This is a genomic window from Azospirillum sp. UENF 211521 (assembly GCF_058780535.1).
Genome location: NZ_JBSNCF010000002.1, coordinates 1342091 through 1360836 on the forward strand (window position 1 = coordinate 1342091; position 18746 = coordinate 1360836).

The 18746-nt window shown below is 67.6% G+C and carries 14 protein-coding genes; 6 read left to right on the forward strand and 8 right to left on the reverse strand.

The genetic code is table 11. The annotated features are described in order from the left end of the window. The first annotated feature begins 114 nt into the window (after positions 1–114). The 5 genes from dnaN to ACWPN5_RS22930 all read left to right on the forward strand — a co-directional run bounded on the left by dnaN (position 115) and on the right by ACWPN5_RS22930 (position 7314). Positions 115–1245 carry a DNA polymerase III subunit beta gene (gene dnaN, locus ACWPN5_RS22910; protein WP_145681111.1) on the forward strand — a complete coding sequence of 377 codons (1131 nt, stop codon included), beginning with the start codon at positions 115–117 and terminating at the stop codon, positions 1243–1245. A 98-nt stretch (positions 1246–1343) separates the two neighbouring features. After that, on the forward strand, positions 1344–2564 hold the full coding sequence (gene recF / locus ACWPN5_RS22915) for a DNA replication/repair protein RecF (protein ID WP_492297538.1): 1221 nt from the start codon (positions 1344–1346) through the stop codon (positions 2562–2564). Positions 2565–2665: 101 nt separating this feature from the next. Next, positions 2666–5149 (forward strand): DNA topoisomerase (ATP-hydrolyzing) subunit B, encoded by a 2484-nt coding sequence (gene gyrB, locus ACWPN5_RS22920; protein WP_103041458.1) that lies wholly within the window; start codon positions 2666–2668, stop codon positions 5147–5149. A 419-nt stretch (positions 5150–5568) separates the two neighbouring features. Next, positions 5569–6768: an IS256 family transposase gene (locus tag ACWPN5_RS22925; protein ID WP_492297540.1), complete on the forward strand. Its 1200-nt coding sequence runs from the start codon at positions 5569–5571 to the stop codon at positions 6766–6768. Between the two features lie 324 nt (positions 6769–7092). After that, entirely contained in the window at positions 7093–7314 is a 222-nt protein-coding gene (locus ACWPN5_RS22930) for a hypothetical protein (protein ID WP_145678914.1), read from the forward strand. Between the two features lie 22 nt (positions 7315–7336). Here ACWPN5_RS22930 and mepA read toward each other — a convergent pair whose 3' ends face one another. Then, positions 7337–8218, reverse strand: a complete 882-nt coding sequence (mepA, locus tag ACWPN5_RS22935; RefSeq protein WP_145689416.1) for a penicillin-insensitive murein endopeptidase — start codon at positions 8216–8218, stop codon at positions 7337–7339. Between the two features lie 214 nt (positions 8219–8432). Between mepA and ACWPN5_RS22940 the strand changes: the two genes are divergently transcribed. Then, the gene (locus tag ACWPN5_RS22940; protein WP_492297542.1) at positions 8433–9527 is read left to right on the forward strand and encodes a TRAP transporter substrate-binding protein; all 1095 of its coding nucleotides are present in this window, start codon (positions 8433–8435) and stop codon (positions 9525–9527) included. 59 nt (positions 9528–9586) lie between these two features. On the opposite strand, the gene ACWPN5_RS22945 is transcribed toward ACWPN5_RS22940, so the two are convergent. The 7 genes from ACWPN5_RS22945 to ACWPN5_RS22975 form a co-directional block, all read right to left on the reverse strand. After that, entirely contained in the window at positions 9587–11269 is a 1683-nt protein-coding gene (locus ACWPN5_RS22945; RefSeq protein WP_492297543.1) for a cation acetate symporter, read from the reverse strand. Continuing rightward, positions 11266–11577, reverse strand: a complete 312-nt coding sequence (locus ACWPN5_RS22950) for a DUF485 domain-containing protein (protein ID WP_014198129.1) — start codon at positions 11575–11577, stop codon at positions 11266–11268. Before ACWPN5_RS22950 ends, ACWPN5_RS22945 begins: the two co-directional genes overlap by 4 nt. A gap of 233 nt (positions 11578–11810) precedes the next feature. Further along, positions 11811–12593 carry a phytochelatin synthase family protein gene (locus ACWPN5_RS22955; protein ID WP_200478125.1) on the reverse strand — a complete coding sequence of 261 codons (783 nt, stop codon included), beginning with the start codon at positions 12591–12593 and terminating at the stop codon, positions 11811–11813. Positions 12594–12640: 47 nt separating this feature from the next. Continuing rightward, the gene (locus ACWPN5_RS22960) at positions 12641–13153 is read right to left on the reverse strand and encodes a hypothetical protein (protein WP_145689421.1); all 513 of its coding nucleotides are present in this window, start codon (positions 13151–13153) and stop codon (positions 12641–12643) included. An 87-nt stretch (positions 13154–13240) separates the two neighbouring features. Further along, positions 13241–16387 carry a carbohydrate-binding domain-containing protein gene (locus ACWPN5_RS22965; RefSeq protein WP_492297546.1) on the reverse strand — a complete coding sequence of 1049 codons (3147 nt, stop codon included), beginning with the start codon at positions 16385–16387 and terminating at the stop codon, positions 13241–13243. Between the two features lie 570 nt (positions 16388–16957). Next, a complete protein-coding gene (locus ACWPN5_RS22970; RefSeq protein ID WP_492297548.1) occupies positions 16958–17497 on the reverse strand; it encodes a hypothetical protein in 540 nt (179 codons plus the stop codon). Further along, on the reverse strand, positions 17494–18669 hold the full coding sequence (locus ACWPN5_RS22975; protein ID WP_492297550.1) for a hypothetical protein: 1176 nt from the start codon (positions 18667–18669) through the stop codon (positions 17494–17496). Before ACWPN5_RS22975 ends, ACWPN5_RS22970 begins: the two co-directional genes overlap by 4 nt. Between the last annotated feature and the right edge of the window lie 77 nt (positions 18670–18746).

Consider the following 18746-nt stretch of genomic DNA (forward strand, 5'->3'; position numbering starts at 1 on the left):
AAACCGACGTTGTGGTATCATGCGCCCCCGTTCCGGCCCGCTGGATTGCGGCCGGACCGGCATGGGTACGCCTGCGAATCGCAAAAAACACGACCTGCCGAGACGACGACCAGCATGAACATCATCATCGAACGCGCCGCCCTTCTCCGGTCCCTTGGTCATGTGCAGAGCGTGGTGGAGCGCAGGAACACCATTCCCATCCTGTCCAACGTGCTGCTGCGGGCGAACGACGGCGAGCTGTCGCTGGCCGCCACCGACATGGACCTGGAGATCGTCGAGACGGTCCCGGCCACGGTGACCCGCTCCGGCGGCACCACCGCCCCGGCCCACACGCTGTACGACATCGTGCGCAAGCTGCCCGACGGCAGCCAGGTGGAGCTGGACATCGGCGGCGACGGCACGATCCTGACGCTGCGCGCCGGCCGCTCGCAGTTCAAGCTGTCCTGCCTGCCGGTCGACGATTTCCCGCAGCTGTCCGGCGGCGACCTGCCGCACCGCTTCGACCTGACGGCGGGCGACCTGCGGGCGCTGGTCGACCGCACCCGCTTCGCCATCTCGACCGAAGAGACGCGCTACTACCTCAACGGCATCTACCTGCACGCCGCCAAGGCCAAGGCCGGCGGGGCCGAGCTGCCGGTGCTGCGCGCCGTGGCGACCGACGGCCACCGTCTGGCGCGGGTCGAGATGCCGCTGCCGGAGGGCGCCGCCGGCATCCCCGGCGTGATCGTTCCGCGCAAGACCGTGAACGAGATCCGCAAGCTGATCGACGAGGCCGCCGACCGCATCGAGCTGTCGCTGTCGGACAACAAGATCCGCTTCGCCTTCGATTCGGTGGTCGTGACCTCCAAGCTGATCGACGGCACCTTCCCGGATTACGAGCGGGTGATCCCGGTCGGCAACGACAAGACGATGGAGGTGGACGCCAAGCTGTTCGCCGCCGCCGTGGACCGCGTCGCCACCATCTCCACCGAGAAGAGCCGGGCCGTGAAGCTGTCGCTGACCCGCGGCACGCTGACCCTGTCCGCCACCAGCCCCGAGGCCGGCAGCGCGACGGAGGAGCTGGAGGTCAATTACCAGGAAGGCCCCCTGGAAATCGGCTTCAACTCGCGCTATCTGCTTGATATCACGCAGCAGATCGAGGGCGAGGGCGCGCGCTTCTCGCTGGCCGACGCCGCGTCGCCGACCATCGTGCGCGACGTCGCCGACGCCACGGCCCTTTACGTGTTGATGCCGATGCGTGTGTGACCGGTCCGGACGGATCGGCGCTTTTCGGGCCGGTGCGCTCCGGACCCCGTGTCTGACGGGGTGCGGCGGCCCGGCCCCCGCATCCCGGATCGGACGCTTTGCTCGACGCCAGACAGACTTCGCCCTACCCCGCCCCCGTGGTGGACACTCCGGCCGCCTTGGCGGTGACGCGCCTGACCCTGACCCGCTTCCGCGGTTATGACAGCGCGCGCCTGGAGCCCGACCGCCGCCCCGTGGTGCTGACCGGGCCGAACGGCGCCGGCAAGACCAATCTGCTCGAAGCGGTCAGCTTCCTCGCTCCCGGACGCGGCCTGCGCGGCGCCAAGCTGTCGGAGGTCGAGCGGATCGGCCCCGGCAACGGCCCCAACAACGGCGCCGGCTGGGCGGTCGCCGCCGTTCTCGACACCCCCACCGGCCCGGTGGAGATCGGCACCGGCCGCGAGATCGGCCCCCAGATGGCGTCCGGAGCGGAGCGCGACCGCCGCGTCGTTCGGGTGGACGGCCATCCCGCCAAGGGCCAGACCGTGCTGGCCGAGCATGTCGCCGTCGTCTGGCTGACCCCGCAGATGGACCGGCTGTTTCTGGAAGGCTCCAGCGGGCGCCGCCGCTTCCTCGACCGCCTCGTCTTCGGCTTCGACCCCGCCCACGCCGGCCGACTCAGCCGCTACGAGCACGCCCTGCGCGAGCGCGCCCGCCTGCTGCGCGAGGGGCACCGCGGCTGGAACGGCGACGAGGGCTGGCTGGGCGGGCTGGAGGACCAAATGGCGACCACCGGAGTCGCCGTGGCCGCCGCCCGCCGCGACGTGGTGCAGCGGCTGCGCGCCGCCTGCGGGCGGGCCGTCGGCCCCTTCCCCGGCGCCGACCTGACGGTCCAGGGCACGGTGGAGCGCTGGCTGGACGAGGGCCCGGCGCTGGCCGCCGAAGACGCGCTGCGCCGCTCGCTGCGCGACAGCCGGCGCGCCGATTCGGACGGCGGCGGCGCCACGCTGGGGCCGCACAAGAGCGACCTCGCGGTGCGCCACGCCCAGAAGGACATGCCGGCGGCGCTCTGCTCCACCGGGGAGCAGAAGGCGCTGCTGATCGCCATCATGCTGGCCAACGCCCGCCTTCTGGCGGCGGAGCGCGGCGCCGCTCCCCTGCTGCTGCTCGACGAGGTGGCCGCCCATCTCGACCCGCAGCGGCGCGAGGCGCTGTTCGACGAAATCCTGGCTCTGGGCGCCCAGGCCTGGATGACCGGCACCGACGATTCGGTCTTCGGACCGCTCGGCGGGGCGGCCAAACGCTTCCACATCGAGGATGCGACCGTGACCCCGGCCTAGCCCACCAAAAGACCCGCGAAAAAGGGCTGAAAAGCCCAGAAAATCGCCCGCCGAACAACGGTATTCCGCCGAAACCCAACGCAGTCTGCTATAGTCGAGCCATGGCACAGGAAGCACTGAAGAACGACCTCCCGCAGCAGGATTACGGCGCGGAATCGATCACCGTCTTGCGCGGGCTGGACGCCGTGCGCAAGCGTCCGGGCATGTACATCGGCGACACCGATGACGGCTCCGGACTGCACCACATGGTCTACGAGGTCGTGGACAACGCGATCGACGAGGCGCTGGCCGGCTACTGCGACGCGGTCGTGGTGCAGCTGAACGCCGACGGGTCGGTCACGGTGCGCGACAACGGCCGCGGCATCCCCACCGACATCCACTCCGAAGAGGGCGTGTCGGCGGCGGAGGTCGTGATGACCCAGCTCCACGCCGGCGGCAAGTTCAACCAGAACTCCTACAAGGTGTCGGGCGGCCTGCACGGCGTGGGCGTGTCGGTGGTGAACGCCCTGTCGGAAACGCTGGAGCTGCGCATCTGGCGCAACGGCCGCGAATGGTTCATGCGCTTCCGCCACGGCGTCGCCGACGAGCGGCTGGCGGACATCGGCGCGGCGCCGATGGTCGACGACGGCAACGGCGGGCAGAAGCCGCTCTCCGGCACCGAGGTCACCTTCCTGCCGTCCAAGGACACCTTCACCAACACCGAATTCGACTTCGCGACTCTGGAGCACCGGCTGCGCGAGCTGGCCTTCCTGAACTCCGGCGTGCGGCTGGTGCTGACCGACGCCCGCGGGGTGGAGCCGAAGGTCCAGGACCTGCACTATGAAGGCGGGCTGGAAGCCTTCGTGAACTGGCTCGACCGCTCCAAGGTTCCTCTGCACAAGCCGGCGATCTCGATCAAGGCGGAGCGCCCGACGGAGCATGGCGGCGTGGTCACCGTGGAATGCTCGCTCCAGTGGAACGACAGCTACCACGAGACGACCCTCTGCTTCACCAACAACATCCCGCAGAAGGACGGCGGCACCCACCTCGCCGGCTTCCGCGCGGCGCTGACGCGGGCGATCAACAACTACGCCAACGAGTCGGGCATCGCGAAGAAGGAGAAGGTCAACCTCTCCGGCGACGACGCGCGCGAGGGCCTGACCTGCGTGCTGTCGGTGAAGGTGCCCGATCCGAAATTCTCCAGCCAGACCAAGGACAAGCTGGTCTCCTCCGAAGTCCGCCCGGTGGTCGAGGCGGTGGTGGGCGAATGCCTCGCCCAGTATTTCGAGGAGCATCCGGCGGACGCCAAGCGCGTCGTCCAGAAGGTGGTCGAGGCCGCCGCCGCCCGTGAGGCCGCCCGCAAGGCGCGCGAGCTGACCCGGCGCAAGGGTGCGCTCGACATCGCCTCCCTGCCCGGCAAGCTGGCCGACTGCCAGGAGCGCGACCCGGCGCTCTCCGAACTCTTCATCGTGGAGGGCGATTCGGCGGGCGGTTCGGCCAAGCAGGGCCGGTCGCGCCAGTTCCAGGCCATCCTTCCGCTGCGCGGCAAGATCCTGAACGTGGAGCGGGCGCGCTTCGACAAGATGCTGTCCTCGGCCGAGATCGGCACGCTGATCGCGGCGCTGGGCACCGGCATCGGGCGCGACGAGTTCAACCCGGACAAGACGCGCTACCACAAGATCATCATCATGACCGACGCGGACGTGGACGGCAGCCACATCCGCACGCTCCTGCTGACCTTCTTCTTCCGGCAGATGCCGGAGCTGATCGAGCGCGGCTATCTCTACATCGCCCAGCCGCCGCTCTACCGCATCAAGCGCGGCAACGCGAAGGAGCGGTACCTGAAGGACGACCGGGCGCTGGAGGAGTATCTGATCGAGGCGGCGCTGGGCGACCTGTCCGTGCGTCCGGCCGACGGCTCCCTGCTGACCGGCGAGCCGCTGCGCGAGATGGTCGAGCAGGCGCGCGGCGCCCGCCTGCACATCGAGACGCTGGCCCGCAAGGCCGGCAACCTGTCGGTGGTGGAATCGGCGGCGGTGAGCGGCGCCCTGTCGGTCGCGCTGTCGCAGGACACCGCCCAGGCGCAGCAGGCGGCCGAGGCGGTGGCCGCCCGGCTCAACGCGCTGGACGTGGAAGGCGGCTGGCGCGGCGAGAGCCTGCTCCAGGGCGGTTACGCGCTGGTGCGGACGCGCCGCGGCGTGACCCACCGCCATCATCTGGACGCCGACCTGCTGAAGAGCGCCGAAGCCCGCAAGCTGGACGCCATCGCGGCGGACCTGAAGCGCGTCTACGCCGAGCCGGGCCGCGCCTTCGAAAAGCAGAAGGAAAGCCGCAGCCTGACCGGTCCCGTCGCCCTGTTCGACACGGTGATGGAGTTGGGCCGCCGCGGCGTGACCATCCAGCGCTACAAGGGCTTGGGCGAGATGAATCCCGACCAGCTCTGGGAAACCACGCTCGACCCGACCAAGCGCTCGCTGTTGCAGGTGAAGGTCAACCACGCGGACCAGGCGGAGGAGGTCTTCTCCACCCTGATGGGCGACATCGTCGAGCCGCGCCGCGAGTTCATCCAGGAGAACGCGCTCAAGGTCGCCAACCTCGACGTGTAAAGAACTTGTCGGTTGTCTGATAAACTGAGGTTTCGCCACATTAAGCGAGGCGGGTGGAACACCCCGCCTCGCTTTTCTTTTTGAGATTGCGGGAAACTTTCCTAGCCTCTCTTTGAGAGCCTCGGCGCGCCGCTTGTCAACATTGCCCGTCCCCGCCGACCGGGCGGAGGATGCGAGGTAACCCAGTCGGCGAAACGCGCCCCGCCCACACCCACGGACCGCGCCTCTCAAACTGTCCTTGGCACCGCTCGCCCAGAGGGTCACGTCCCTGAACGTGGTGTAGGAGTTGTGGGGAACCGGCCCGCCGAAGCGCCCCCCAGAGCTGGCGTGGCGGGCCGGTTTTCCACAGCGGGGCGGTCATCGTGGGTCTTCGGTAGAGTCTGGTCACCACACCTCAACCCGACCGAAGGGTGACCACGATGACCGACGAGATGATGGCGCTTCGCGCGCTGCTGGAGAAGAGCCCTGACGCTGACGTCTTGCGCGAGATGATCGGCTTCGCGGCCGAGCGGCTGATGGAACTGGAGGTGCAAGGCCTGACCGGCGCCGCCCACGGTGAGCGCTCCGCCGAGCGGCTGGTCCAGCGCAACGGCTACCGCGAGCGTGATTGGGAGACCCGCGCCGGCACCGTCGAGCTGCGCATTCCCAAGCTGCGCAAGGGCAGCTACTTCCCCGGCTTCCTGGAGCCGCGCCGCATAGCAGAGAAGGCGCTGACCGCCGTGATCCAGGAAGCCTACGTCCACGGCATCTCGACGCGCTCGGTGGATGATCTGGTGAAGGCGCTCGGCATGAGCAGCATCTCCAAGAGCCAGGTCAGCCGGCTGTGCGAGGAGATCGACGAGCGGGTGAAGACCTTCCTGGAGCGCCCCATCGAAGGCGATTGGCCGCACCTGTGGATCGACGCCACCTACGTGAAGGTTCGCCAGAACGGGCGCATCGTCTCGGTGGCGGTCACCATCGCGGTGGCCGTGAACACCGACGGCCGGCGCGAGGTGCTGGGCATGGACATCGGCGCCTCGGAAGCCGAGACCTTCTGGATCGGGTTCCTACGCAAGCTCAAGCGCCGCGGCTTGGCCGGGGTGAAGCTGGTGATCTCCGACGCCCACGAAGGCATCAAGGCCGCCGTGTCCAAGGTATTCCGCGCCACGTGGCAGCGCTGCCGGGTGCACTTCATGCGCAACGCCCTGGCGCATGCCGGGCGGAGCGGCCGGCGCGTGGTGTCGGCCTTCATCGCCACCGCGTTCGCCCAGGATGACGCCGGCGCCGCCAAGGCGCAGTGGCGCCAGGTGGCCGATCAGGTCCGCCCCAAGCTGCCTAAGCTGGCCACCCTGCTCGACGAGGCCGAGGAGGACGTGCTGGCCTTCATGACCTTTCCCAAGGAGCACCGCGCCAAGATCCACAGCACGAACCCGCTGGAGCGGCTGAACGGCGAGATCAAGCGGCGCACCGAGGTGGTGGGCATCTTCCCCAACGAGGCGGCGATCACCCGCCTCATCGGCGCCATCCTGCTCGAACAGAACGACGAATGGGCGGTCCAGCGGGCGCGCTACATGACCCTGGAAACCATCGCCCCCTTGCGCGATGATCTCGCCCTCACGTTGCCCGCTGCGACCACGTGAACCTTCCGGCCAGACACGCCGGTGACCAGATGAGCGCCCCGGCTCCTACACCACGCCTCGGGACACGACCGAATCGCGTCGCCACGTCGATGGGCATGGCGACGTCTTTCAGTCCGGGTGCGAGGCGATCCGCGGTCGGAGCGGCTCTGCCTCCGCACCGTGGCCTCCAAAGAGCGCCAACACCATTTGTCCACCAAACAATTCGGCGTTCTGATGCTTGGGATGGCCGTAATTTTATTGCGCCGCTGCGTTGCACACTCAGCGTATCTGGTATTTGGTATACCAGTGTACAGTTCCCTCCATCAGACATGAGGGAGATGCACCATGGCCTACACCACCGCTTCGCACACCGATCATGACGGCGCTCTGTCGGGGATCGTCAAGGGCGTCCGCGAGTTCGTGAGCGCCTGGTTCGAAACCTCCGCCGCCTACATCGTCTATCGCGAGCTGTCGGCCCTGAGCACGGCCGAACTGGCTGCCCGCGACCTCCGCCGCGAGGACATCGGCCGCGTCGCCATGGACCTGCCGACGCTGATGCGCGAGTAACCCGCGCACCGCCGACGGAGGCTCAATTCCCCGCCAGAACCGCCAGACAGGCCGCGGGTGGCTCGGGAATGGCCTTGGGCGGCCGGGGCCCCGGCGTTTCCTTCGGGGGCTCGAACCAGCTCAGAAGCTCCTGGCCGCAGCCGTCGCCCGGCGGGATGGGAGCTTGCGGGACGCAGGCCGTCGATCCGGCCGGGCAGTTCATCCGCACATGGAAGTGCGAGTCGTGTCCGGCCCAGGGGCGCACGGCGTTCAGCCAGGAACGGTCGCCCCGCTCGCTCTCGCACAGCGCCAGCTTGATCGCCGGATTCACGAACACCCGCGCGACCTTCGGGCTCGTCGCCGCCAGTTGCAGCAGCCGGGCCTGACGGGGACCGAACCGCTCCGGCAGGACGCGCTGCGCCTGCCGGTCCACCATGGTCGGGAAGTCGGTGCGCTCCCGCGCCTCCCGAGCGAGCGGCGGCTGGTCGAGGTCGAACCAGACGTCCACGTCCAGGCCGATCTGGTGGCTGGCGTGCCCGCTTTCCATGCGGCCGCCGTACGGCTTTGAAAGGTCGCCGATGGCCAGCCGCCCCAGCCGCTCGGCCTGCGCCCGGCGGGCCAGCTGCTGGACGAAGGCGACGGTGTCGGGGTGCCCGTGGTTGCGGTTCCGCGACAGGTTGACCGCCTGATAGCCGGCGCCCTCCGGCGGCAGCGTCTGCGCGCCGCGGATGCAGCCGTTGGCATAGCCGCCGATCGGCTGCGCCACGGAGGACGTCGCCTGCGGCGGCTGCAAGGCCACCGTGCCGAGGCCCGCCGCCACACCGCCGGACCGCGGCGGGTGCGAGTCGGCCGCGTCTGCGCCACCACCCGTGCCCCAGACACCGCACAGGATCGCCAGCACGGCAAAAGTCCATCGTCGAGCCATGACCGGCGGCCCCCTTTCCTCTTCGACCGGGTCCGATTTGACCGGGTCCGACCTTAGCACGGCGCCTGCGGTCCGGGCGTTGCAACGAGCGGGCGGCTGGGGGCATGCGGATTTGGCGGGGCGGCACGGCGCCGCCTTTTTCTTGTTGCACGCGTCACGGCGATGCAGAATCCCTCCCATAATTGAAAAGAATGGGAAGGGAGAGTCCTCCGCCATGAAACGTCGTTCCTTTCTGACCAGCGCCGGGGCCGGTCTGGCCGCCAGCACCGTCGCCGCCGCCCCGGCCATCGCGCAGAGCCAGCCCGAGATCAAGTGGCGCATGGCGTCGAGCTACCCCAAGAGCCTCGACACCATCTTCGGCGGGGCGGAGCTGATCGCCCGCCGGGTCGCCGCCGCCACCGACAACAAGTTCCAGATCCGCACCTTCGCGGCGGGCGAGATCGTCCCGGCGCTCCAGGTGCTGGACGCGGTGCAGAACGGCACGATCGAGTGCGGCCAGTCCGCCGCCTACTTCTACATCGGCAAGGACCCGACCTTCTGCTTCGACACCGCCATGCCCTTCGGCCTGAACACGCGCCAGCACATCTCCTGGATGATGCACGGCGGCGGGCTGGAGCTGATGCGGGAGCTGTTCCGGGGGCACAACATCTACAACATCCCCGCCGGCAACACGACGGCCCAGATGGGCGGCTGGTTCCGCAAGGAAATCAAGACGGTGGAGGATCTCAGCGGCCTCAAGATGCGGGTCGGCGGGCTGGCCGGGCAGATCATGGGCAAGCTGGGCCTCGTCCCGCAGCAGATCGGCGGCGGCGACATCTACCCGGCGCTGGAGCGCGGCACCATCGACGCGGCGGAGTTCGTCGGCCCCTACGACGACGAGAAGCTGGGCTTCCACAAGGTCGCCAAATACTACTACTCGCCGGGCTGGTGGGAGGGCTCCGCCCAGATCCCGCTGATGATCAACATCACCGCGTGGGAGCAGCTTCCCGAGTCCTACAAGACCATCCTGGAACAGGCCTGCTGGGAGGCCAACACCTGGATGATCGCCAAGTACGACGCCGTCAACGCCGCGGCGCTGAAGCGTCTGGTGGCCGGCGGCGCCCAGCTCCGCGCCTTCCCGCGCGAGGTCATGATGGCCTGCGAGAAGATCGCCAACGAGCTGTATGACGAGCTGTCGGCGAAGAACCCGCGCTTCAAGAAGGTCTACGAGGCGTGGAAGCCCTTCCGCGACGAGGAGCGGCTGTGGTTCCGCGTCGCCGAGAACAGCTTCGACTCCTACGTCTACTCCCAGTCGGCGCAGCGGCGCTGACGGAAACACGGCCCCTCCCCGTCCCGGGACGGTGAGGGGCCGCTTCTCCGGTCACGCGGTCAGTGCGAAACCGCGCCGGCCGCCCCCAGGCCGGTTTCCGACCGGATGTACTGGTACTCGTAGGCCTTCGCCTCCGCCGCCGCCCGCGCGCTGCGGTCGGTGACCGAGAAGAGCCAGGTCGTCGCGAAGGCGATGACCATCGAGAACAATGCCGGATGCTCGTAGGGGAAGATCGGCGCCGGGAACTTGAAGACGCTGACCCACACCGTCGGCCCCAGCACCACGAAGGCGACGCAGCTCACCAGCCCGGCGAAGCCGCCGATGAAGGCGCCGCGCGTGGTCAGACCCTTCCAGAAGATCGACAGGATCAGCACCGGGAAGTTGACCGAGGCCGCCAGACCGAAGGCCAGACCGACCATGAAGGCGATGTTCTGGTTCTCGAACAGCAGGCCCAGCGTGATGGCGATGACGCCCAGCGCCAGCGTGGCGAGGCGCGACACGCGCATCTCCGACGCCTCGGTGGCGTTGCCCTTCTTGAGGACGCGGGCGTAGAGGTCGTGGCTGACCGCCGACGCGCCGGCCAGCGTCAGGCCGGCGACCACCGCCAGGATGGTGGCGAAGGCGACCGCCGAGATGAAGCCCAGGAAGAGGTTGCCGCCGATGGCCTTGGACAGGTGGATGGCCGCCATGTTGCCGCCGCCCAGGATCTTGCCCGCCGTGTCGAGATAGGCCGGGTTGGTGCCGACGATCACGATGGCCAGGAAGCCGATGGTCACCGTCAGGATGAAGAAATAGCCGATGAAGCCGGTGGCGTAGACGACCGACTTGCGCGCCTCCTTGGCGTCGGGAACGGTGAAGAAGCGCATCAGGATGTGCGGCAGCCCCGCCGGTCCGCACATCAGCGCGAGGCTGAGCGACACCGCGGCGATGGGGTCGGCCATGGCGGCGGTGGGGCGCAGGATGGCGGCGTTCGCGGCGTGGGCGGCGACGGCCTGCTGGAGCAGCCGCTCCGGGTTGAAGCCGAACTGGGCCAGCGCCAGCCCGACCAGCACGGTGCAGCCGCCGAGCAGCATCACCGCCTTGATGATCTGCACCCAGGTCGTGGCAAGCATGCCGCCGAAGGTCACGTACAGGATCATCAGCACGCCGACCATCACCACGGCGTAGGTGTAGTCCAGGCCGAACAGGAGCTGGATCAGCTTGCCCGCCCCGACCATCTGCGCGATCAGGTAGAAGCAGACCACGGTCAGCGACCCCACCGCCGCCAGCGAACGGATCGGCGTCTGGCCCAGCCGGTAGGAGGCCACGTCGGCGAAGGTGAAGCGGCCGAGGTTGCGCAGCCGCTCGGCGATCAGGAACAGCATCAGCGGCCAGCCGACCAGGAAGCCGATGGTGTAGATCACCCCGTCGAAGCCCTTGGCGAAGACCATGCCCGACAGGCCGAGGAAGGCCGCCGCCGACATGTAGTCGCCCGCGATGGCCAGCCCGTTCTGGAAACCGCTGATGCCGCCGCCCGCGGTGTAGAAGTCCGACGCCGAGCGGGTGCGCTTCGACGCCCAGTAGGTGATGCCCAGCGTTCCGGCGACGAACAGCAGGAACATGGCGATGGCCGTCACATTGACCGGCTGGCGCTCCACCGCGCCGTCGATGGCGGCGGCGAAGGCGGGTCCGGCCGCCAGCGCCGGCAGCAGCGCGGCGGAGGCAACGGCGATCGGGGCAACGAGACGACGCGCGGCGTTCATCGGCCCACCTCGTTCAGCAGGTCGCGGTTCATCGCGTCGTAGCGGCTGTTGGCGCGGAGCACGTAGACGCCGGTCATCAGCGAGCAGAAGACGGTGATGACGATGCCGGCGGCCAGCCCGACCGGGAAGGTCATGCCCTCGGCCAGCGGGCGCGCCATCAGGTCGGGCGCCAGCGCCGAGGCGAACACGAAGGCGTAGTAGACCGCCAGGACGATCAGCGCCAGCCGCCAGCTGAAGCGCGCGCGGCTCGCCGTCATCGCGGCGAACTTCGGGTTGGACAGCACCCGCTCGTAAATCTCGTCGGACATGATTGTTATCGCTTTTTTCTTTGAGCCCAAGGCATTGCGCATCGCAGCAATACCTTGAGTGCATGGCAGCAAGAAGCGAAATTAAATTTCTTTGAGCGCAAAATGACGAAATATTCGCTCAGAATCGTCGCCGTTTAACCGAAGGTCGGTTCATCATCAGCCGAGAACCGGTTGATTCAGGGGGACGGAATGCGACAACCGGTCGCGCTGCGTCGCAACATGAGTCAACGCTGTTATCCCGCAGTCCGCCCCTTCAGCCGGGCATCCTTCAGCCGGACATGGATCAGGCCGCTGCCGGTGGGGTCGGAGCGGTCGGGCTTGACCATCGCCTCCAGCAGCTTCTCGTCGCTCGACCAGTAGGGGACGTACCACAGCCGGTCCACGTCCATGACCAGCACCCGGTGGGTTTCGGCATCGTAGGCGCCGAGCGGCGCGATGTGGCCCACCGTGGCGTCGCCGGTCAGCGTGCCCTGGTCGTAGGCCAGCAGGATGATGTCGCTGTCGTCGCGCTCGTTCTCGTCGAGGATGCGCCGCAGCTCGCCCAGCGTTTCCGGTGAGGTGTCCTTCGGCCGGAAGACCTCCACCGTGGCGTCCAGCCCGAAGGCGTCCACCGATTTCTGGACCAGACCGGCGAAGTCGGCGAAAGAGACGCCGTCCCCGTTCTCCGCGGTGGCCGCCTTCCACCCGTCGTCGTCCACCTCGTTCAGCACCCGCGCCTGGGTGACCAGCCGGTTGGAGGAGAGCGGCGGCAGGCCGCGCAGCGCGTTGATCATCATCGCCACGCTGGCGACCGAACAGGCGCTGCCGGTCTGCTGGGCCGTGTAGTAAGGCATCATCGCCCAGAAATCCGGCGCCCCGGCCCGGCGCAGATAGGCGCGGTCATCGGTCATCGGCACGGCGTCCGGGCCGAACTTCGGCTTCGTCTCGCTCTGCGCGTCCTGCGCCGCAACAGGGGAACCGGCCAGACACACGACGGCCAACAGGGCCAACAGAGCCGAGCGGAACGGTGCCTTCATCACCGGCGTTTTCCTTGATGGTGTCAGGGTGGATGCCTCTGCCGGCTCTAGCCGGACGGGGTGGGCCTTGGCGGAAGACTCTGCGGCACGAGCGCCATGCAGTTCTGCACGACCGCGGCGCAGGCGCCCAACGACGACGCCCGGTAGACCAGCTGCTCGACGGCCCCGTTCCTCAAGGTGAAGGTCGCTTCGCACCGGTTGTCCACCACGTCGCCCGACCGCGGAGGATAGTAGTCCCACGGGTCGTAGTCGAGCCCGCGATGGCGCCAGCCGGGATAGCCCCACGGATACCCCCATCCGTAGCCCACCGGTGGCGGCGGTGGGGCGTAGTAATCGATGGAGCCCGCGCGGTAGGTGAAGAACTCCAGGGCGCCGCTGGCCGCCTGCCGGTGCGGCACCCCGGCGCAGGACAGCAGCGTTCCTTTGGGCAGGCCGACCAGCGCGCTCTGGGCGGCCAGCGCGACGTCGGCCCGGGGATCGGCGCAACCCGCCAGCCCCCCGGCCGCGGCGAGCAGAAGGACGGCGGCGGACCGCCGCAAGGGTTGCGAATGCGGGAGCACGGGCGGAGCCTCCTTCCCCGGGACATATCCCGGAAGAACAAGCCTCCGCCCGTTTTTGATCCCGCTCAGGTCCGGTCAGGACGGGGATCAGGCGTCCCAGAAATGCGGCATGCTGTCCGACGCCGTGTAGCCGCTGTGGCCGATCATCGCCCAGTCCAGGTCATGAATGCCCATGGCCAGCGCCGGGGAGTTCGGCTGCAGCGAGTAGTCGCCCCAATAGGGGTTGTTGAACAGCGGCTTGCCCGTCACGTCGTTGTCGCCGTAGCGCGGCACGTTGTAGACGAGGTTGCGGTCGATCACCGGGTTCCCGGCCGTCAGCAGTTCCATGTAATCGTCCAGCGGCAGCGTCCCGCTGATGAGGTTGCCGGTGATGGTGTTGTTGCGCGGCAGGCCCGGATCGCCGTGCTTGGGCGCCCAGCCGACGCGGATGAACTCCTCCACGTTGCTGGCGATGATCGAGAAGTTGTTGGTGACGAGGTTGTTGTCGCCGCCGTGGATGTGCACCCCGGCCAGCCCGGTGTCCTTCAGGAAGTTGCCCGTCACCGTGACGCCGCCGGCCATGTCGTCCAGATAGATCCCGAAGCCCTTGTGGTTGGTCAGCCACTGGTCGGTGTTGCTGGTCGCCAGCCCGCCGACATGCTCCACCCAGTTGCCGCGGATGATCGTGCCGGTGTCGACGCTCGACCGCCCCAGCACCTCGATGCCGCCGCCGTCCGCCGTCTCCAGGTTGGTGTTGGTGACGCGGTTGTACTCGATGACGTTGTTGCGGTTGATGTTGGTGGAGTCCCAGTTCTTCAGCGAGATGCCGTAGCGCGCGCTGGAGTCCACGTCGTTGTGGGCGATCAGGTTGTTGTCGACACCGGTGCCGATGATCCCGGCCACACCCTTGCGCACCTCGCCGACGTGGGCGATGTCGTTGGCGTATATGGTGTTGCCGTTGCTGCGCCCGTCCAGCTCGATGCCGTTGACCGCCAGATGGTCCAGCGTGTTGCCGCCCACCAGGTTGTTGGAGGAGGCGGCCGTCAGCTTGATCGCCGTGCCGACGTTGAGGAAGCTGTTGTTGCCGATGCTGTTGCCCGACGCCCCCTTCAGCTCCACCGCGTAGCCCCAGGTGGTGGTGTTGGTGAAGCCCAGCCCCTCGATGGTCACGTCGCTGCTGCCGGTCAGGCGGATCAGCGTGCCCAGCCGCGCCACCTCGACGCCGTCCTGCGCCAGGGTGGCCGGGTTTTCCGGCTTGAACACCAGCGCCTTGTCCGAGGCGCGCCACGCGAACTCGCCCGCCTGATCGACGAAGGACGGGTTGTTCAGCAGCTTGTAGGTCGTCCCCTCGGCGAAGGGCAGCGAGGTGCCGTTCTTCAGCGTGATGGTGCGGGTGGCGTCGTTGACGCCGGCGATCTCGGTCAGCGTGTCGGACAGCCGCTCGGCGTCCATCAGCTGGATTTTCATACCGGGGATGATGTCGCCCGACGACATGTCGCCGGTGTGGTAGCGCACCGACCAGCCGCTGGGGCCACCGTTGGCCGCGTCGGCGAAGTACCAGCCGGTGGTGGTGGGGTTGTCGGCGTCGACGATGCCCTTGCTGGCCAGGGTCTGGCGCACCCCGCCGATGGTCAGGTCGAGGTCGGTGGCCTGCGACAGCTTCGCGGAGTAGATCCCCTTGCCCTCGCTGACGAAGTTGGTGACCTTCTCCGCCCCGTTCAGCACCGGCGTCTCGCCGGGATAGTTGCGGAAGCTGTGGCCGTTGTCGGCGCCGGTCAGCTCCAGCGTCTTGGTCAGGCGGTAGGTGCCCTCGCGCACATAGGTGGTGTCGACGTCGCTGTCGCGCATGGCATCGCGGGCGCGCTCCAGCGAGGCGAAGGGACCGTCGGTGCCGTCGGCGTTCGGCGCGGACAGCTTGCCCGACCAGCTGTCCTTGCCGTTGGCCGCGACGTAGAAGGCCGGGCCGGTCGGCGCCGCCGGGGGCGGGGCAGCCGGCGGCTGGAACAGCGACGCCGGGGCGTCCACGTTCAGGGCACCGCCCCAGAAGAGCCCTTCCTGCCCCTTCACCACGTCCTTTCCATCCACCGCGCCCTTGTCATAGGTGACGATGGGGTCGGTCGCCGCGACGGTGTGGCCGTTGATCGACACCGACTTGACGAACAGGTTGCGGTCCTGGCCGTTGACCACGGAATCGTTGTCGTAGTGGATCTGGATCTTGTGGGCTTCCTTGGCGTCCAGATCGACGGTGAAGCGGAAGGGCTGCGGGTCGCTGGAGGTGGCGCGGCCCTCGCCGATCACCTTGCCGTCGACCAGCAGCTTGAAGTGCGGCGGCACCCCACCGGCCGACTGGCCCCAGGCGTTGACGACGATGTCCGTCGGCGTCAACTTGGCCGGCGGCGGGGGCGGCGGCGGCGGAACGTAGGGGCCGTCGAAATACTCCTCCGGCACGCCGAAGGTGAGCGCGCCGCCCCAGAACAGCCCTTCCTGGCCGGCGACCACGAACTTGCCGTCCACCGGCCCCTTGTCGTAGGAGGCCATCGGGGAGGTCGATTTGATCTCCTGCCCGTCGATGGTGATGCCCTGGACGAACAGGTTGCGGTCCTGGCCGTTGACGGTGGCGTCGTTGTCGTAATGGATCTGGATCTTGTGGGCCTCGTGGGGGTCCACATCGACCTTGAAGGTGTAGCCGGTCGGGCTGGTCGCGCTGACCCAGGCGTCGCCGACCACCTTGTCGTCCACCAGCAGCTTGAAATGCGGCGGCGTGCCGTTGGCGGCGGCGCCCCAGGCCTTCACGACGATCTCGGTCGTCATGGTGGCCGGCGCCTCCGGCTCGGGCTCCTGCGCGCTGGCGAACAGGGTCTTGGGCAGATCGACGTTCAGCGCGCCGCGCCAGTACATCTCGGTCTGCCCGGCGATGACGTTCTTTCCGTCGATGTCGCCGGTGTCGTAGGTCACCAGCGGGTCGATGCTGAGGATCGGTTTCCCGTTCACCTCGAACGATTTGACGAAGAGGTTGCGGTCCTCCCCGTTCACGGAGCCGTCGTTGTCGTACTGAAGCTGAAGCTTGTGGGCCTTGTCGGCCGGAACGCGGGCGTTGAAGGTGTAACGGCCCAGCGACGCCGACGCGACGGTCGCCTGCCCGATCTCAACCCCATCCAGCCGCAGCACGAAATGCGGCCACTTTCCGCCTGCGGGTGCGCCCCAGGCGTTCACCGTGAAGGTGACGTCCATCAGTTCGGTAGTTTCGGCAGCCATCTCGGACCTCATGGAACTCTAGACCAACGTCTTAGCCCAAAGGTTGAGGTGCCCCGCTTAACGGAAAAATAAGAATCTTGGTAAAGATTTTACTAACGGCGTGGATTCCTGTGACATAAACAGGCATCTGTAGTCGGACAAAAATGTTTGCACATTGACAAGAAAGTCTGCACATAGACAAAATTGTTTGCTCCTAACCGAGCTTGAGCTTGGCCCTACGCCTGTCGGCGCCGCTCACTTATCCAGCTACTTCTCCTTGACTCCCCTCCCTGTGGCGGACAAGCGTCTCTGCTTCCCAACACTCCACGGACTGAGCAACTTGATGCCCATCGGCTCAAAGTCGCGCACGTCGCGCGTGACCACGATCAACCGATGAACAAACACGGTGGCGGCGATCAGGCTATCGCGTTTGAGGCACGGGTCGGGTACATGGAGTGCGGCACAGTGTAGTCCACCCAGGATCGATGGTCTCGAACTTGGCGCCCCCTTTCACCACACCTCTCCAGACCGCCGATCATCCGGACTGACGCAAACATGTTGGGCAGACCTCTTCATAAGGGAAGGCTTCGGCTACTCCTTGTCGCTGCAGGACAGAATGAACGGCAGTAGGTCCGCATGCGGACGGGCGTCCCCTTGGCTGGCCGCTGACAGGTTATCGAGCGCCTTGGCGAGCGGAACGGAATCGAGCAGGCCGACGGCGGCGCCGAGCGTGCCAACCACCTGATAGGCCTCGGCGCAGTCCTGCCGGAGGCGCTGAAGCTCGCGCAGCAGCGCGTCTCGGTCATCACCGCGAACAGCGAACAGGTCCGGGTCTTCGGGACCTTCGTTCACACCTTCCACCTGTGCCAACATATCGAGAAGACTGCCACGCTCACTCGACGGCGTGGGCTGGTCGCGAACCGGGAACGCGATGCCGGGAGAGGCGAAAAATTCTGTCCAGCGATCAGGCTCCGCCGCGGCCCGATCTGTGGGGGCGTCGAGCGGCGGGCCGACCTCCACCGGGCGCATTCCCCGCGGATGCCCAAGGATCTCGTACCGGCCGTCCCCCAAATCGCGGCCGGGCTCCCATTCAGCCGTAGGAGACAGTCGTATCCATCGCATTGTGCTCATGCCAGATGCTCCTTCATTTGACGGTAGAGCACCAGCGCCTGTTCCAACTGCGTGACCGCCGCATCCAACTCCTCCGGCGGCACGATCGTCCAGCCGATTTCCGACCCGGCCACAACCAGCACACGCGCCCGGTGGCGAATAGCCGCAATATGTTCGTCAATGCCACAGCCCTGGCTCAGAGCTGGAGCAAGCGCCAGCACCTCGATCTCCGGTGCCGGGCAGTCAGCGCCTGTGCCGCGTGTCAGCGCGTCGGCGATTCCTATCATGTCCAGGTCGGTAAGCTGGCGAACCCAGCCTTGCTCCTGCTGGCCGTTGTTGGACATGACCGGAGGCCCCCGCCCAACATCCGCCCTCCAATCAACCAAGTCGGGCCTGCTATCCGGCCTGATGCCCGCCCACAACTCCTCCAGGGTGTAGCGGTACTGCGGCTTCTGGGGTTCACGACCCTTCTCCGCACAGGCGGCCAGATACTCGTCCACGCCGTCGCGGAACGCTTGCCACAGGTCCGCGGCCGTGCGCCCCTCGGCGTGCACCACGTCAGAGATTCCCGACGCGACCGCATGCAGCGTACTGGTCACCGGGTCGATCTGGATATCCGCTGCGTAGCCCTTGTAGCTGTCGTCGCGGTCGATCTCACCGGTTCCGGCGCCAGAGCCATCCCGCGACGTGCGCCACAGACACCCACGGAGCCGAGCGATGTCAGCTTCGGCCTGCTCGACGCGCTGGCGAAGCTGATCGACTTCGTCGCAGGCCACCTCGAACGCCGACACGATCGGCGCAAGGTCGTCGGCAACGCGTTGTCCCGCGATGGTCCGTTTACCGAGAGCATGATAGTGCAGCCACTTCCGGCGCAGATTCGCCAAAGCCGAGCGGTCCCAAGGGGGTGGTGAAGCGCTGCCGTCCGGCGCCTCGCAAGGGATTTCATCCTCTCCGGCTATGCCTTTGAGGGCAGCGATGACAGTCGCACTGGTCTGTCCGCTCAAGCCGGCGACGCGGAGCGCATGCGCGAGCGTGTCCCATCCCTCGAAGGAAAGGTGGCGCTGCGGCGGCACGGGTTCGCCACGCTCCACTCGTTTCACGACATCGATGATGTCGCGAGCGGCGTCGTCAAGCATCTGGTCGCCGAAATGGATGTGCAGCGGCGGAGAGGCGCGTTCGGTGTCCTTGCTCATCAACCCCTCCACTGGTATCGGCGGCATCGCTTCCAGCTCCGGTGCCCGAGATCGGAGCGCCATTGGTCATCCCACGC

Excerpts from the sequence above, each read along its gene's own strand:
- dnaN (WP_145681111.1), top strand. The coding sequence starts at position 115 with ATGAACATCATCATCGAACGCGCCGCCCTTCTCCGGTCCCTTGGTCAT.
- gyrB (WP_103041458.1), top strand. The coding sequence starts at position 2,666 with ATGGCACAGGAAGCACTGAAGAACGACCTCCCGCAGCAGGATTACGGC.
- ACWPN5_RS22925 (WP_492297540.1), top strand. The coding sequence starts at position 5,569 with ATGACCGACGAGATGATGGCGCTTCGCGCGCTGCTGGAGAAGAGCCCT.
- ACWPN5_RS22930 (WP_145678914.1), top strand. The coding sequence starts at position 7,093 with ATGGCCTACACCACCGCTTCGCACACCGATCATGACGGCGCTCTGTCG.
- mepA (WP_145689416.1), bottom strand. The coding sequence starts at position 8,218 with ATGGCTCGACGATGGACTTTTGCCGTGCTGGCGATCCTGTGCGGTGTC.
- ACWPN5_RS22940 (WP_492297542.1), top strand. The coding sequence starts at position 8,433 with ATGAAACGTCGTTCCTTTCTGACCAGCGCCGGGGCCGGTCTGGCCGCC.
- ACWPN5_RS22945 (WP_492297543.1), bottom strand. The coding sequence starts at position 11,269 with ATGAACGCCGCGCGTCGTCTCGTTGCCCCGATCGCCGTTGCCTCCGCC.
- ACWPN5_RS22950 (WP_014198129.1), bottom strand. The coding sequence starts at position 11,577 with ATGTCCGACGAGATTTACGAGCGGGTGCTGTCCAACCCGAAGTTCGCC.
- ACWPN5_RS22955 (WP_200478125.1), bottom strand. The coding sequence starts at position 12,593 with ATGAAGGCACCGTTCCGCTCGGCTCTGTTGGCCCTGTTGGCCGTCGTG.
- ACWPN5_RS22965 (WP_492297546.1), bottom strand. The coding sequence starts at position 16,387 with ATGGCTGCCGAAACTACCGAACTGATGGACGTCACCTTCACGGTGAAC.
- ACWPN5_RS22970 (WP_492297548.1), bottom strand. The coding sequence starts at position 17,497 with ATGAGCACAATGCGATGGATACGACTGTCTCCTACGGCTGAATGGGAG.
- ACWPN5_RS22975 (WP_492297550.1), bottom strand. The coding sequence starts at position 18,669 with ATGAGCAAGGACACCGAACGCGCCTCTCCGCCGCTGCACATCCATTTC.